The sequence below is a fragment of the Pseudomonas sp. JBR1 genome (assembly GCF_028198185.1).
GTDB lineage: Bacteria > Pseudomonadota > Gammaproteobacteria > Pseudomonadales > Pseudomonadaceae > Chryseomonas > Chryseomonas oryzihabitans_E.
The window spans coordinates 1,837,701-1,850,288 of record NZ_CP116340.1 but is presented as its reverse complement, the minus strand read 5'-3'; the positions used below and the strand labels follow the sequence as shown (position 1 = coordinate 1,850,288).

The 12,588-nt window shown below is 64.2% G+C and carries 11 protein-coding genes; 10 read left to right on the top strand and 1 reads right to left on the bottom strand.

What is annotated here, in order from left to right; translation table 11 throughout:
• Nucleotides 1-5 precede the first annotated feature (5 nt).
• Complete coding sequence (flhB, locus tag PJ259_RS08575; protein WP_059315544.1) at nt 6-1,154, top strand: flagellar biosynthesis protein FlhB; 1,149 nt, start codon at nt 6-8, stop codon at nt 1,152-1,154.
• Here the strand turns inward: flhB and sodC are convergent.
• Nucleotides 1,147-1,674, bottom strand: a complete 528-nt coding sequence (sodC, locus tag PJ259_RS08570) for a superoxide dismutase family protein (RefSeq protein ID WP_059315543.1) — start codon at nt 1,672-1,674, stop codon at nt 1,147-1,149. The genes flhB and sodC overlap by 8 nt on opposite strands.
• Before the next feature lie 251 nt (nt 1,675-1,925).
• On the opposite strand from sodC, the gene flhA reads away from it, so the two are divergent.
• The 9 genes from flhA to PJ259_RS08525 all read left to right on the top strand — a co-directional run bounded on the left by flhA (nt 1,926) and on the right by PJ259_RS08525 (nt 12,583).
• Complete coding sequence (gene flhA / locus PJ259_RS08565) at nt 1,926-4,025, top strand: flagellar biosynthesis protein FlhA (protein ID WP_237140617.1); 2,100 nt, start codon at nt 1,926-1,928, stop codon at nt 4,023-4,025.
• A gap of 10 nt (nt 4,026-4,035) precedes the next feature.
• Nucleotides 4,036-5,364 (top strand): flagellar biosynthesis protein FlhF, encoded by a 1,329-nt coding sequence (flhF, locus tag PJ259_RS08560; RefSeq protein WP_271655466.1) that lies wholly within the window; start codon nt 4,036-4,038, stop codon nt 5,362-5,364.
• Between the two features lie 92 nt (nt 5,365-5,456).
• Nucleotides 5,457-6,287: a flagellar synthesis regulator FleN gene (fleN, locus tag PJ259_RS08555; RefSeq protein ID WP_059315540.1), complete on the top strand. Its 831-nt coding sequence runs from the start codon at nt 5,457-5,459 to the stop codon at nt 6,285-6,287.
• Nucleotides 6,284-7,024 carry an RNA polymerase sigma factor FliA gene (gene fliA, locus PJ259_RS08550; protein WP_156428962.1) on the top strand — a complete coding sequence of 247 codons (741 nt, stop codon included), beginning with the start codon at nt 6,284-6,286 and terminating at the stop codon, nt 7,022-7,024. The genes fleN and fliA overlap by 4 nt, the downstream gene beginning before the upstream one ends.
• 87 nt (nt 7,025-7,111) lie before the next feature.
• Complete coding sequence (locus tag PJ259_RS08545) at nt 7,112-7,486, top strand: chemotaxis response regulator CheY (RefSeq protein ID WP_169853335.1); 375 nt, start codon at nt 7,112-7,114, stop codon at nt 7,484-7,486.
• A gap of 19 nt (nt 7,487-7,505) precedes the next feature.
• The gene (locus PJ259_RS08540; protein WP_059315538.1) at nt 7,506-8,294 is read left to right on the top strand and encodes a protein phosphatase CheZ; all 789 of its coding nucleotides are present in this window, start codon (nt 7,506-7,508) and stop codon (nt 8,292-8,294) included.
• Nucleotides 8,295-8,320: 26 nt separating this feature from the next.
• The gene (locus tag PJ259_RS08535; RefSeq protein ID WP_271655465.1) at nt 8,321-10,606 is read left to right on the top strand and encodes a chemotaxis protein CheA; all 2,286 of its coding nucleotides are present in this window, start codon (nt 8,321-8,323) and stop codon (nt 10,604-10,606) included.
• 83 nt (nt 10,607-10,689) lie between these two features.
• Entirely contained in the window at nt 10,690-11,808 is a 1,119-nt protein-coding gene (locus PJ259_RS08530; RefSeq protein WP_271655464.1) for a protein-glutamate methylesterase/protein-glutamine glutaminase, read from the top strand.
• Nucleotides 11,809-11,842: 34 nt separating this feature from the next.
• A complete protein-coding gene (locus PJ259_RS08525; RefSeq protein ID WP_059316913.1) occupies nt 11,843-12,583 on the top strand; it encodes a flagellar motor protein in 741 nt (246 codons plus the stop codon).
• The last annotated feature ends 5 nt before the right edge of the window (nt 12,584-12,588 follow it).

The window sequence follows — 12,588 nt, the reverse complement described above, 5'->3', positions numbered from 1 at the left end:
GCCGCATGGCTGAATCCGATGGCGAAGACCGCACAGAAGACCCCACCGAGAAACGCAAGCGTGATTCTCGGGAGGAGGGGCAGCTCCCGCGATCACGCGAACTCGGTACGGTGGCAGTCATGCTGTCGGGTGTTGGCGGCCTGCTGATGTACGGCGCCTTCCTCGGTGGCAAGCTGCTGGAGGTGATGCGCAGCAACTTCTCGTTGCGACGCGAAGAGGTCATGGACGAACGCTTCATGGGCACCTTCTTGCTGGCCTCGGGCAAGGCGGCGATGCTGGGGATGGTGCCAATGATTGTCTTGGTGGTGATCGCCGCCATCGTCGGCCATATCGCCCTGGGCGGCTTCCTGTTTTCCGGCAAGGTGCTGGCGCCCAAGCCGAGTCGGATGAATCCGCTGTCCGGCATCACACGCATGTTCTCCAAGAACTCCCTGGTGGAGCTGCTCAAGGCGCTGGGCAAGTTCTTCATCATCCTCGGCGTGTCGGTGCTGGTGCTGATGAGCGAGCGCACGGCGTTGCTGCAGATCGCCAAGCTGCCGCTGGAGCAGGCGCTGCTGCACAGCATGCAGGTGGTGGGGCATGCCACGCTGCTGCTGGCGCTGGGATTGTTGATCATCGCGGCCGTGGACGTGCCCTTCCAGATCTTCAGCAATCGCAAGAAACTGATGATGACCAAGCAGGAGATCAAGGACGAATACAAGGACAGCGAGGGCAAGCCGGAGGTCAAGGGCAAGATTCGCCAGATGCAGCGGCAGATGGCGCAGCAGCGGATGATGGCCGAGGTGCCCAATGCCGATGTAGTCATTACCAACCCGACCCACTTCGCCGTGGCCCTCAAGTACGATGCGGCCAAGGGCGGGGCGCCGGTGCTGGTGGCCAAGGGCAGCGATTTCACCGCGCTGAAGATTCGCGAGATCGCCCAGGAACACCAGGTCTCGCTGCTGGAGTCACCCGGCCTGGCGCGGGCGGTGTATTACTCAACCGATGTGGATCAGGAGATTCCGGCCGGGCTCTATGTGGCCGTGGCTCAGGTCCTGGCCTATGTCTATCAGCTCAGGCAATTCCGCGCCGGACGTGGCCGCAAGCCCAAGCTGTCAGACCTGCCCATCCCGCCGGATCTGCGGCGGGACGAGGAGGGGAAGGCGCCTACTTGATGACGCCGCAGGCGACGCGGGCGCCGCCACCGCCCAGGGGCTTGGGCTGATCGGAGTAGTTGTCGCCTCCGGCATGTACCATCAGGGCATGGCCCTTGATCTCTTCGAGACGCTTGATGCGTGGCGCCAGTACCGGCTGAGTGGCCTGGCCGTCGGCGGTCACATAGAGCGCCGGCAGTTCGCCCAGGTGGCCATCGTCCGACCAGGGCGCGCTGTGCTTGCCGGTGTTGCGCGGATCAAGATGACCACCCGCGGCTCCGCCAGCGGTCAGGGTGCCATTCACCTCGGCCGGGCCGCAGTTGGGCTTGGTATGGACGTGGAAACCATGGATCCCTGGCTCCAGGCCCTTGAGGTCGGGGGTGAAGACCAGGCCATATTTCGAGCGGGTCACCTGCACGCTGCCGACGCTTTCACCCACACCGTCGGTCGTGACCTTGTTCACGGGAATCGTCAGGGATTCAGCCGCCTGGGCAGTGCCGGCCAGGCAGGTGGCCAACAGCGTCGCGGTCCAGATTTTCATCATGATGCTCCTCGGATAGGCGCGCTAGCGCAGGTCCCTAGACAGACTCGCGTCTTTCACCTGGGGTTCAGCCCGCCGCTCCACCGATCCGTAACCAGTCCTGTATCGCCTCCGGAAAACCTTGCGGATTCAAGCTGTTGGGCAGTTGGCCCGGAGCTTGCTCAGGCCTCTGCGAACAGTGCGCTGCGTCAACTTTCCGTGACGACGGCACCGGCAAGCGAGGAATGGGTGTGAAAGTCGATAAATCCCTGATGATGGGCAACATGCGCGGTCTGGCTCGCGGCAACCTGGGCGTGCCGCTGGCCGTCCTGGCGATGCTCGCCATGATGACCCTGCCGATGCCGCCGTTCCTGCTGGACGTGCTGTTCACCTTCAACATCGCCCTGTCGATCGTGGTCCTGCTGGTCAGCGTCTACGCCTTGCGGCCGCTGGACTTCGCCGTCTTCCCGACCATCCTGCTGGTGTCGACCCTGTTGCGCCTGGCGCTGAACGTGGCCTCGAGCCGCGTGGTATTGCTGCACGGCCAGGATGGCCACGACGCCGCGGGCAAGGTCATCCAGGCCTTCGGTGAGGTGGTGGTCGGCGGCAACTACGTGGTCGGTGCGGTGGTGTTCGCCATCCTCATGATCATCAACTTCGTGGTGGTGACCAAGGGTGCCGGCCGTATCTCCGAGGTGTCGGCGCGCTTCACCCTGGATGCCATGCCCGGCAAGCAGATGGCGATCGACGCCGACCTCAACGCCGGCATCATCGACCAGAACGAAGCCAAGAAGCGCCGGACCGAAGTGGGCCAGGAAGCCGATTTCTACGGCTCCATGGACGGTGCCAGCAAGTTCGTGCGCGGTGACGCCGTCGCCGGCTTGCTGATCCTCTTCATCAACCTCATCGGCGGCATGGCCATCGGCATGGCCCAGCACAGTCTGTCGTTCGGCGACGCTGCCCGCATCTACGCCCTGCTGACCATCGGTGACGGCCTGGTGGCCCAGGTCCCGTCGCTGCTGCTGTCGGTCGCCGCGGCCATCATGGTGACCCGCGTCTCTTCCGCCGAGGACATGGGTCAGCAAGTCAATCGTCAGATGTTTGCCTCGCCCAAGGCGCTGGCGGTATCGGCCTTCATCATCATCGCCATGGGCCTGGTGCCGGGCATGCCGCACCTGCCGTTCCTTGGTCTGGGCGGTGGTGCCGCCGCCGGTGCCTGGCTGATCTACAAGCGTCAGCGCCAGGCCAAGCAGACCGCCGAAGTCGAAGCCAAGAAGCAGCAGGACCTGGCCCCGGTGCAGCGCCCGGCCGAGGCCAAGGAGCTGGGTTGGGACGACGTGACCCCGGTGGACATGGTGGGTCTAGAAGTCGGCTACCGGCTGATCCCCATGGTCGATCGCAACCAGGGTGGTCAACTGCTGGCACGGATCAAGGGCGTGCGCAAGAAGCTGTCCCAGGACCTCGGCTTTCTTATGCCGTCAGTTCATATTCGCGACAACCTAGACCTGCTGCCCAATGCCTATCGTCTGACGTTGATGGGGGTGAGTGTGGCCGAGGCCGAGATCTATCCCGACCGCGAACTGGCGATCAACCCCGGTCAGGTCTATGGCTCCCTCAATGGCGTCGCCGCCAAGGATCCGGCATTCGGTCTGGAAGCGGTATGGATCGACGTCACCCAGCGTGACCAGGCCCAATCCCTGGGTTACACCGTGGTGGACGCCAGTACCGTGGTCGCCACCCACCTCAACCAGATCCTCTTCAAGCATGCCCACGAGCTGATTGGTCACGAAGAAGTCCAGCAATTGCTGCAGGTGCTGGCCAAGAGTTCGCCCAAGCTGGCCGAAGAACTGGTGCCCGGCATCGTCTCCCTGTCGACCCTGCTCAAGATCCTCCAGCAGCTGCTGCAGGAGCAGGTACCCGTCCGCGACATCCGCACCATCGCCGAAGCCATCGCCAACGTCGGTCCGCGGAGTCAAGATCCCGCCGCCATCGCCGGTGCCGTACGGGTCGCGTTGTCCCGCGCAATCGTCCAGAACATCGTAGGAATGGAGCCTGAGCTGCCTGTTATCACCCTTGAGCCAAGGTTGGAACAGATGTTGCTAAGTAGTATGCAGAAGGCCGGTCAGGGCGCCGAGGACGGTATGTTCCTTGAGCCTGGCATGGCTGAAAAACTGCAGCGTTCCCTTATCGAGGCAGCGCAGCGTCAGGAAATGATGGGTAAGCCAGTGGTGCTGCTGGTAGCTGGTGCGATCCGCGGGATGATGTCCCGCTTCGCCCGGATGGCAGCGCCGAACATGAGTGTACTGGCCTACCAGGAAATTCCGGACAACAAGCAGGTCACCATCGTCGCTACCGTTGGCCAGAATGGCTGAGGTCTAGATCATGCAAGTCAAACGTTTCTTCGCTGCCGATATGCGTCAAGCCATGAAGCTGGTACGCGACGAGCTGGGCCCGGATGCCGCCATCCTCAGCAACCGCCGGGTCGCCGGCGGGGTCGAGCTGACCGCGGCGCTGGACTACCAGGCTCCGGCACCGGCTGCGCCCAACGCGGAGCTGCAGGCGGAGTTGCGCAAGACCCATGCGAAGATCGCCCAGGCCCATGCCGACCTCAGCATCCGCGCGCCGGGCGTGCCCTCGGCCGCGCCCAAGGACAAGCAGCTGCTCGGCGCCATCAGTGCCGCCGACAGTCGTCGCGAGCCGGTGATCGCCCCGCCGCGTGCCCCCCAACCGGCTGCTGCGGCAGCTGCCGCCAGCGCCGCGCCGGAAGACCGCCGCGCCCTGGAAGCTATGCGCAGCGAACTCAGTGGCCTGCGTGAACTGCTGGAAGTCCAGCTGGGCTCCATGGCCTGGACTCAGGTGCAGTCCACCCGTCCGGAGCAGGCCGGCCTCTGGCGCCGCCTGCAACGCATGGGGCTGCCGGCCGACCTGGCCCGCCACCTGCTCGACAGCGTGGCCAAGATCCAGGACCCGCGCCATGCCTGGCGCATGCTGCTGGCCAACTTCGCCCAGCTGGCCAAGACCACTGACGCCAAGATTTTGGAGGAGGGCGGCATCGTCGCCTTCGTCGGTCCGGCCGGCATGGGCAAGACCACCACCCTGGCCAAGCTCGCCGCCAACTACGTGCTCAAGTACGGTCCCCAGAGTCTGGCGCTGGTCAGCATGGACAGCTTCCGCATCGGTGCCCAGGAGCAGATCAAGACCCTGGGCCGCATCCTCGACGTACCAGTGACCCTGGTCGATCCGGGCCAGTCCCTGGCGCAGGCCCTGGCGCCCCTGGCACGCAAGCGTCTGGTGCTGATTGATACCGCGGGCATGCCCGCCAACGATCCGGCGCTCAAGGCGCAGCTCGAAGCCCTGGCGAACCGCCAGCTGAAGATTCGCAATTACCTGGTGCTGGGTGTCACCAGCCAGAGCCAGGTGCTCAAGGCGGCCTATCACAGCTATCGGCGCTGCGGCCTGAGCGGCTGCGTGCTGACCAAGCTGGACGAGGCCGCCAGCCTCGGCGAAGCCCTGGGCCTGGCCATCAGCCAGCGCCTGCCGGTGGCCTACATCGCCGACGGTCCGCGCATCCCGGACGATCTGCATCAGGCTCGCAGCCACCAGCTGGTGAGCCGCGCCGTGAGCCTGCAGGCGTCCGAAGAGCCGAGCGAAGAAACCATGGCCGGCATGTTCGCCGGCCTGTATCAGAGCAATGCCCGCCGCGCCGGTTAGCGCCGACGAACGGTAGTGGTGCATCGCATGCCTGGGCACGCCAAATGCACTTGGTCTAAAGTGTGACGGATTTCAATCAAAGGTATCAGGCAATGGGTAGCATGCATCCCGTCCAAGTCATAGCGGTCACGGGCGGTAAAGGCGGTGTCGGCAAGACCAATGTGTCGGTCAACCTGGCCTTGGCCCTGGCCGATATCGGGCGGCGCGTCATGCTGCTCGACGCCGACCTGGGCCTTGCCAACATCGACGTTCTGCTCGGGCTGTCGCCTAAGCGCACCCTGGCCGACGTCATTTCCGGCGAGTGTGAGCTGCGCGACGTGCTGCTGCACGGGCCGGGCGGCATCCGCATCGTCCCGGCAGCCTCGGGCACCCAGGCGATGGTCAATCTGACGCCGGCCCAGCATGCCGGTCTGATCCAGGCCTTCAGCGACATCAGCGAGAACCTCGACGTGCTCATCGTCGATACCGCTGCCGGCATCGGCGACCAGGTGGTCAGCTTCGTCCGCGCCGCCCAGGAAGTCCTGGTCGTGGTGTGCGACGAGCCCACCTCCATCACCGATGCCTACGCCCTGATCAAGCTGCTCAATCGCGACCATGGCGTCACCCGTTTCCGGGTGTTGGCGAATATGGCGCTGACACCCCAGGAAGGCCGCAATCTCTTTGCTAAGCTGACCAAGGTGACCGACAGATTCCTGGATGTCGCCTTGCAATACGTGGGCGCCATTCCGTTCGATGAAGCGGTGCGCAAAGCGGTACAGAAACAGCGCCCCGTGTACGAAGCCTTTCCGCGTGCCAAGGCCTCACTGGCCTTTCGTGCGGTGGCTCAGAAAGTCGATGGCTGGCCGCTGCCCGCCAATCCGCGCGGCCATCTCGAGTTCTTTGTCGAGCGCCTTGTGCAACCAGCCATCGGTACCCACGCATGACAGCATCCAGCGGGCTTCGCATGTACAGCAAAACCTCGGAACGTACCCAGCAGGAGCAGCTCATCAACCGCTACGCGCCGTTGGTGAAACGCATCGCCTACCATCTCCTGGCGCGCCTGCCGGCGAGCGTACAGGTCGAAGACCTGATGCAGGCCGGCATGATCGGTCTGCTGGAGGCCTCGCGCAAATACGACGCTGGCAAGGGCGCCAGCTTCGAGACCTACGCTGGCATCCGCATCCGCGGTGCCATGCTCGATGAGGTCCGCAAGGGCGACTGGGCGCCGCGCTCGGTGCACCGCAACACGCGCATGGTCACCGACGCCATTCGGGCAGTGGAAGCGCGCACTGGTCGTGACGCTAAAGATTCCGAAGTCGCGGCCGAACTTAAATTGAGTCTGGATGAGTACTACGGCATCCTTGGCGACACCATGGGGAGTCGCCTGTTCAGCTTCGACGACCTCATGGAGGGTGGTGAGCATGGGCTTGAGGAGAGCGGTTCGCATGAACTCGAGCCCGGTCGCGGTCTGGAAGACGAGCGCTTCCGCAAGGCCCTGGCCGAGGCCATCGCCAATCTTCCGGAGCGTGAACGTCTGGTGCTCTCGCTGTATTACGACGAGGAACTCAACCTCAAGGAAATCGGCGAGGTGCTGGGTGTGAGCGAGTCACGTGTCTGCCAACTTCACAGTCAATGCGCGGCACGCCTGCGGGCGCGGCTGGCGGAATGGCGTTCGCGTTAACCGGCTGGTACTCAGGCTACTACGATTGCTTAGACGCGCCTTGTGGCGTGTGTGCGGATTAGGACGGAGGTCGACTTGGACAAGAACATGAAAATCCTCATCGTGGACGATTTTTCCACGATGAGACGCATCATCAAGAATTTGCTGCGCGATCTGGGATTCACCAATACCGCCGAAGCAGACGACGGTAATACCGCACTGCCGATGCTGCAGAGCGGCAACTTCGATTTTCTCGTCACCGACTGGAACATGCCTGGCATGACCGGCATCGATCTGCTGCGCCAGGTCCGCGCCGACGCGCGCCTGAAGACCCTGCCGGTGCTGATGGTGACCGCCGAGGCCAAGCGTGAGCAGATCATCGAAGCCGCTCAGGCCGGCGTGAATGGCTATGTGGTCAAGCCTTTCACCGCCCAGGTGCTGAAAGAAAAGATCGACAAGATCTTCGAGCGGGTGAACGGCTGAAGAAAGCCGCGGGGACGTTATGGATCAGCTTGGCACCAACAGCTTCAGCGACTTCGAGTCGAATCTAAAACAGCACGCCCAAGAGCTGGTGAAATGCCTGGAAAGCGGCGATTTCACCCAGGCCGTGCATGTTATCAATGAGCTCAATCAACTGCGTGACCGGGGTCTTTACCAGGAAGTCGGCAAGCTGACCCGCGAGCTGCACAATGCCATCGTCAACTTCGAGATCGATCCGCGCGGCATGGCCGGCGAAGAGGTCTCCCAGATCAGCGATGCCACCGATCGTCTCTCCTACGTGGTGAAGATGACCGAGAACGCCGCCAACCGGACCATGGATCTGGTGGAGGAGAGCGCGCCGCTGGTAGGCAACTTCGGCGACGAGGCCCGTGCCGTGCATGCCGACTGGAAGAAATTCATGCGCCGGGAAATGGGCGCGGACGAATTCCGCGAACTGGCCAAGCGCGTCGACGCCTTCCTCAGCCACAGCGAGAGCAGTGCCGAACAGCTGTCGGCCAAGCTCAACGACATTCTCCTCGCGCAGGACTATCAGGATCTCACCGGTCAGGTGATCAAGCGGGTCGTCAATCTCGTCGGGCAGATCGAGAAAGACCTCGTCAAGCTGGTGATGATGGCCAGTCAGGTCGATCGCTATACCGGCTTCAGTCACGATCACACCGCGCTGATCGAACAGAATCGAAAAGAAAAGACGATGAAGGGTGAAGGTCCGCAGATTCATGCCGATAAGCGTGAAGACGTCGTGGCCGCTCAGGTCGACGTCGACGATCTTCTATCCAGTCTGGGCTTTTGACCCAGACCCTCTTGGGGAGTGCAGGAATGAGCTTCGACGCCGATGAAGAAATCCTCCAGGATTTCCTGGTAGAGGCCGGCGAGATTCTCGAACAGTTGTCCGAACAATTGGTCGAGCTGGAAAGCCGCCCGGATGACATGGATCTGCTGAATGCCATTTTTCGTGGCTTCCATACCGTAAAGGGCGGTGCCGGTTTCCTGCAGCTCCATACCCTGGTCGAGTGCTGCCATATCGCGGAAAACGTGTTCGACATCCTGCGCAAAGGCGAACGCCGCGTGGATGCCGAGCTGATGGATGTAGTGCTGCAGGCACTGGATTCCGTCAACGAAATGTTCGGTCAGGTCCGTGAACGCGAAGAGCCGACCCCGGCCTCGCCTGAATTACTGGCGGCCCTGGCCCGCCTGGCCGAACCCGCCGGCAGTGAGCCGGCGCCGGTTCCGGTTGCGCCCGTGGCTGCTGCCCCGGTCGCTGCCGCAGAGCCCGCTCCGACCGCCGCGGCGGCTGCCGAGCCGGAACTGAGCGATGCCGATTTCCAGAACCTGCTCGATGCCCTGGGCAGCGAGCCGGGTGCCGACCAGGGGGCCACTGCGGAAACCGCCAGTGCCGCCGGTGGCGAGGACATCACCGACGACGAATTCGAGGCCTTGCTCGATCAGCTGCATGGCAAAGGCAAGTTCAACGAGGCGCCAGCGGCGGCTCCGGTGGCTGCCACGGCACCTGCGCCAGCCGCCACGGGTGGCGACGAGATCACCGATGACGAATTCGAAGCCCTGCTCGACGAGCTGCACGGCAAGGGCAAGTTCGTCGCGAACGAGGCTCCTGCGCCGGCCGCATCGGCACCCGTCACGGCTGCTCCGGCGGCGGCGAGTGGTGATGAGATCACCGATGACGAGTTCGAATCCCTGCTCGATGAGCTCCATGGCAAGGGCAAGTTCAGTGGCCCCGCCGAGCCCGTAGCTGCACCGGTTGCCGCTGCGCCGACACCGGTCGCCGCGCCTCAGCCTGTTCCGGCCCCGGCCCCGGCCCCGGCCCCGGCCCCGGCCCCGGCCCCGGCCCCAGCACCGGCACCGAAATCGGCCGTCGAGGTCGCTGCGCCCAAGCCGGCGGCACCTGCCGCGGCAGGCGAGCGTCCCACCAGCGAGGCGGAGACCACCGTGCGGGTCGATACCGCGCGGCTGGACGAGATCATGAACATGGTCGGCGAACTGGTGCTGGTGCGTAACCGCCTGGTACGCCTGGGCCTGAACAGCGGCGACGAGGCCATGGCCAAGGCCGTGTCCAACCTCGACGTGGTCACCGCGGATCTGCAGACCTCGGTCATGAAGACCCGAATGCAGCCGATCAAGAAAGTCTTCGGCCGCTTCCCGCGCCTGGTCCGCGATCTGGCGCGCAGCCTGAAGAAAGAGATCAACCTGGAGCTGGTCGGTGAAGAAACCGACCTGGACAAGAACCTGGTCGAGGCCCTGGCCGATCCGCTGGTGCACTTGGTGCGCAATGCGGTCGACCATGGCATCGAGGGGCCGGCCGAGCGTGAAGGCAACGGCAAGTCCCGCGCCGGACGCGTGGTGCTTTCCGCCGAGCAGGAAGGCGACCATATCCTGCTGTCGATTTCCGACGACGGCAAGGGCATGGACGCGGATCTGCTGCGTAACAAGGCGGTGGAAAAGGGCCTGCTCGACCGCGACGCGGCCGATCGCCTGACCGAGACCGAGTGCTTCAACCTGATCTTTGCCCCGGGTTTCTCCACCAAGGCCGAGATCTCCGACATCTCCGGCCGCGGCGTGGGCATGGACGTGGTCAAGACCAAGATCAGCCAGCTCAACGGTACCCTCAACGTCTTCTCGACCAAGGGCCAGGGCTCCAAGATCGTCATCAAGGTGCCCCTGACCCTGGCGATCATGCCGACGCTGATGGTGATGCTGGGCAACCAGGCCTTCGCCTTCCCGCTGGTCAACGTCAACGAGATCTTCCACCTCGACCTGTCCCGCACCAACGTGGTGGATGGCCAGGAAGTGGTGGTGGTGCGCGACAAGGCACTGCCGCTCTTCTACCTCAAGCGTTGGCTGGTACCTGGTGCAGCCCACGTGGAGCAGGGCGAGGGGCACGTGGTGATCCTCTCGGTCGGCACCCAGCGTATCGGCTTCGTGGTCGATCAGCTGGTGGGCCAGGAAGAGGTGGTCATCAAGCCACTCGGCAAGATGCTGCAGGGCACGCCCGGCATGTCGGGGGCGACCATCACTGGCGACGGCCGCATCGCGCTCATCCTCGATGTACCCAGCATGCTCAAGCGCTACGCCCGTCGCGGGCTCTGAGTCGGCCAGGTACGAGCGGCGTCGGGTCCTGTGCCCGGCGCCATCGGGTGGCCTGAGCCGCCCCAGGTTAGGAGTTTCAAGGTATGCCGGTAAAAGTACTGGTGGTAGACGATTCCGGCTTCTTCCGGCGTCGGCTCAAGGAAATCCTGGCGGCCGACCCCAACATCTCGGTGGTGGGCACGGCCAGCAACGGGCGTGAGGGGGTCGATCAGGCCCTGGCACTGCGGCCCGATGTCATCACCATGGATTACGAGATGCCGATGATGGACGGCATCACTGCCGTCCGCCATATCATGCAGAAGTGCCCGACTCCGGTACTGATGTTCTCCTCGCTCACCCATGAAGGCGCCCGGGTCACCCTGGATGCCCTGGATGCTGGCGCGGTCGACTACTTGCCGAAGAATTTCGAGGACATCTCGCGCAATCCGGCGAGTGTGCAGAAGCTGCTGTGCGAGAAGATCCACCATATCGCCCGTTCCAATCGCCGCTTCGCGGTGGCGCCCAGTGTCGCGCCGGCAGCGTCCGCGAGTCCGGCGGCTGCATCGGCAAGTGCCCGGCCGGTAACCCGGCCGGCGGCGCCCAGTGCGACCCAGGCTGGCCACGCGCCCAGTACCCCGGCGTCACCGCCGCCCAAGCGCAAGCACTACCGCCTGGTGGCCATCGGTACGTCCACCGGCGGCCCAGTGGCCCTGCAGCGCGTGCTGACCCAACTGCCAGCCAATTTCCCGGCGCCGCTGGTGCTGATCCAGCACATGCCCGCCGCCTTCACCAAGGCCTTCGCCGAGCGTCTGGACAAGCTCTGCCGTATCAGCGTCAAGGAAGCCGAGGACGGCGATCAGCTGCGTCCGGGGTTGGCGCTGCTGGCGCCTGGGGGCAAGCAGATGATGGTGGACGGCCGCGGCATGGTGAAGATCCTGCCCGGTGATGAACGCCTCAACTACAAGCCTTGTGTCGACGTGACCTTTGGCTCCGCCGCCAAGGCCTACGCCGACAAGGTGCTGGCGGTGGTCCTGACCGGCATGGGCGCCGACGGTCGCGAAGGCGCGCGGATGCTCAAGCAGGTCGGTAGCCAGGTGTGGGCCCAGGACGAAGCCAGTTGCGTCATCTATGGGATGCCGATGGCCATCGCCAAGGCCAACCTGGCCGACGCCATCTACGGCCTGGAAGACATCGGCAGGCACCTGGCCGAGGCCTGTTCGTGACGGCAGGCGTTCATTCGCCAGAAGGGCATTGAGCGTGGACGTCCTCAGCCTTATCGGCATCCTGCTGGCCTTCACCGCCATCATGGGCGGCAATCTGCTGGAGGGCGGCTCCTTCGCCGCCCTGGCCAATGGCCCGGCGGCGCTCATCGTGGTGGGTGGGACCCTCGGTGCCGTGCTGTTGCAGACCCGGCTACCGGTGCTGCGCCGCGCCCTGACCATGCTGGGGTGGGTGTTCGTGCCGCCAACGCTGGACCTCACCGGTGGCATTCGCAAGGTGGTCAACTGGAGCAACGTGGCGCGCAAGGAAGGCCTGTTGGGTCTCGAGCCCCTGGTCGCCCGCGAGGCCGATCCCTATGCCGCCAAGGGGCTGCAGCTGCTGGTGGACGGCACTGAGCCCGAGACCCTGCGCAGCATTCTGGAAGTGGACCTCTACGGCCAGGAAGATCGTGACATCGCCGCCGCCAAGGTCTATGAAGCCATGGGCGGCTATGCGCCCACGGTCGGCATCATCGGTGCGGTGATGGGCCTGATCCACGTCATGCAGAATCTCGCCGATCCCTCACAGCTGGGTAGCGGCATCGCGGTGGCCTTCGTCGCCACCATCTATGGCGTCGCCTTTGCCAACCTGCTGCTATTGCCCATCGGCAACAAGCTCAAGGCGTTGGCCCAGCAGCAGTCCCGCTACCGGGAAATGCTGCTGGAAGGGCTGATGTCCATCGGCGAAGGCGAGAATCCGCGGTCCATCGAAATGAAGCTGCAAGGTTTCCTGGACTAGGAGAG

Bases quoted from the DNA above. Each gene is read 5' to 3' on its own strand.
- flhB (WP_059315544.1), top strand. From the start codon at position 6: ATGGCTGAATCCGATGGCGAAGACCGCACAGAAGACCCCACCGAGAAA.
- sodC (WP_059315543.1), bottom strand. From the start codon at position 1,674: ATGAAAATCTGGACCGCGACGCTGTTGGCCACCTGCCTGGCCGGCACT.
- flhA (WP_237140617.1), top strand. From the start codon at position 1,926: ATGATGGGCAACATGCGCGGTCTGGCTCGCGGCAACCTGGGCGTGCCG.
- flhF (WP_271655466.1), top strand. From the start codon at position 4,036: ATGCAAGTCAAACGTTTCTTCGCTGCCGATATGCGTCAAGCCATGAAG.
- fleN (WP_059315540.1), top strand. From the start codon at position 5,457: ATGGGTAGCATGCATCCCGTCCAAGTCATAGCGGTCACGGGCGGTAAA.
- fliA (WP_156428962.1), top strand. From the start codon at position 6,284: ATGACAGCATCCAGCGGGCTTCGCATGTACAGCAAAACCTCGGAACGT.
- PJ259_RS08545 (WP_169853335.1), top strand. From the start codon at position 7,112: ATGAAAATCCTCATCGTGGACGATTTTTCCACGATGAGACGCATCATC.
- PJ259_RS08540 (WP_059315538.1), top strand. From the start codon at position 7,506: ATGGATCAGCTTGGCACCAACAGCTTCAGCGACTTCGAGTCGAATCTA.
- PJ259_RS08535 (WP_271655465.1), top strand. From the start codon at position 8,321: ATGAGCTTCGACGCCGATGAAGAAATCCTCCAGGATTTCCTGGTAGAG.
- PJ259_RS08530 (WP_271655464.1), top strand. From the start codon at position 10,690: ATGCCGGTAAAAGTACTGGTGGTAGACGATTCCGGCTTCTTCCGGCGT.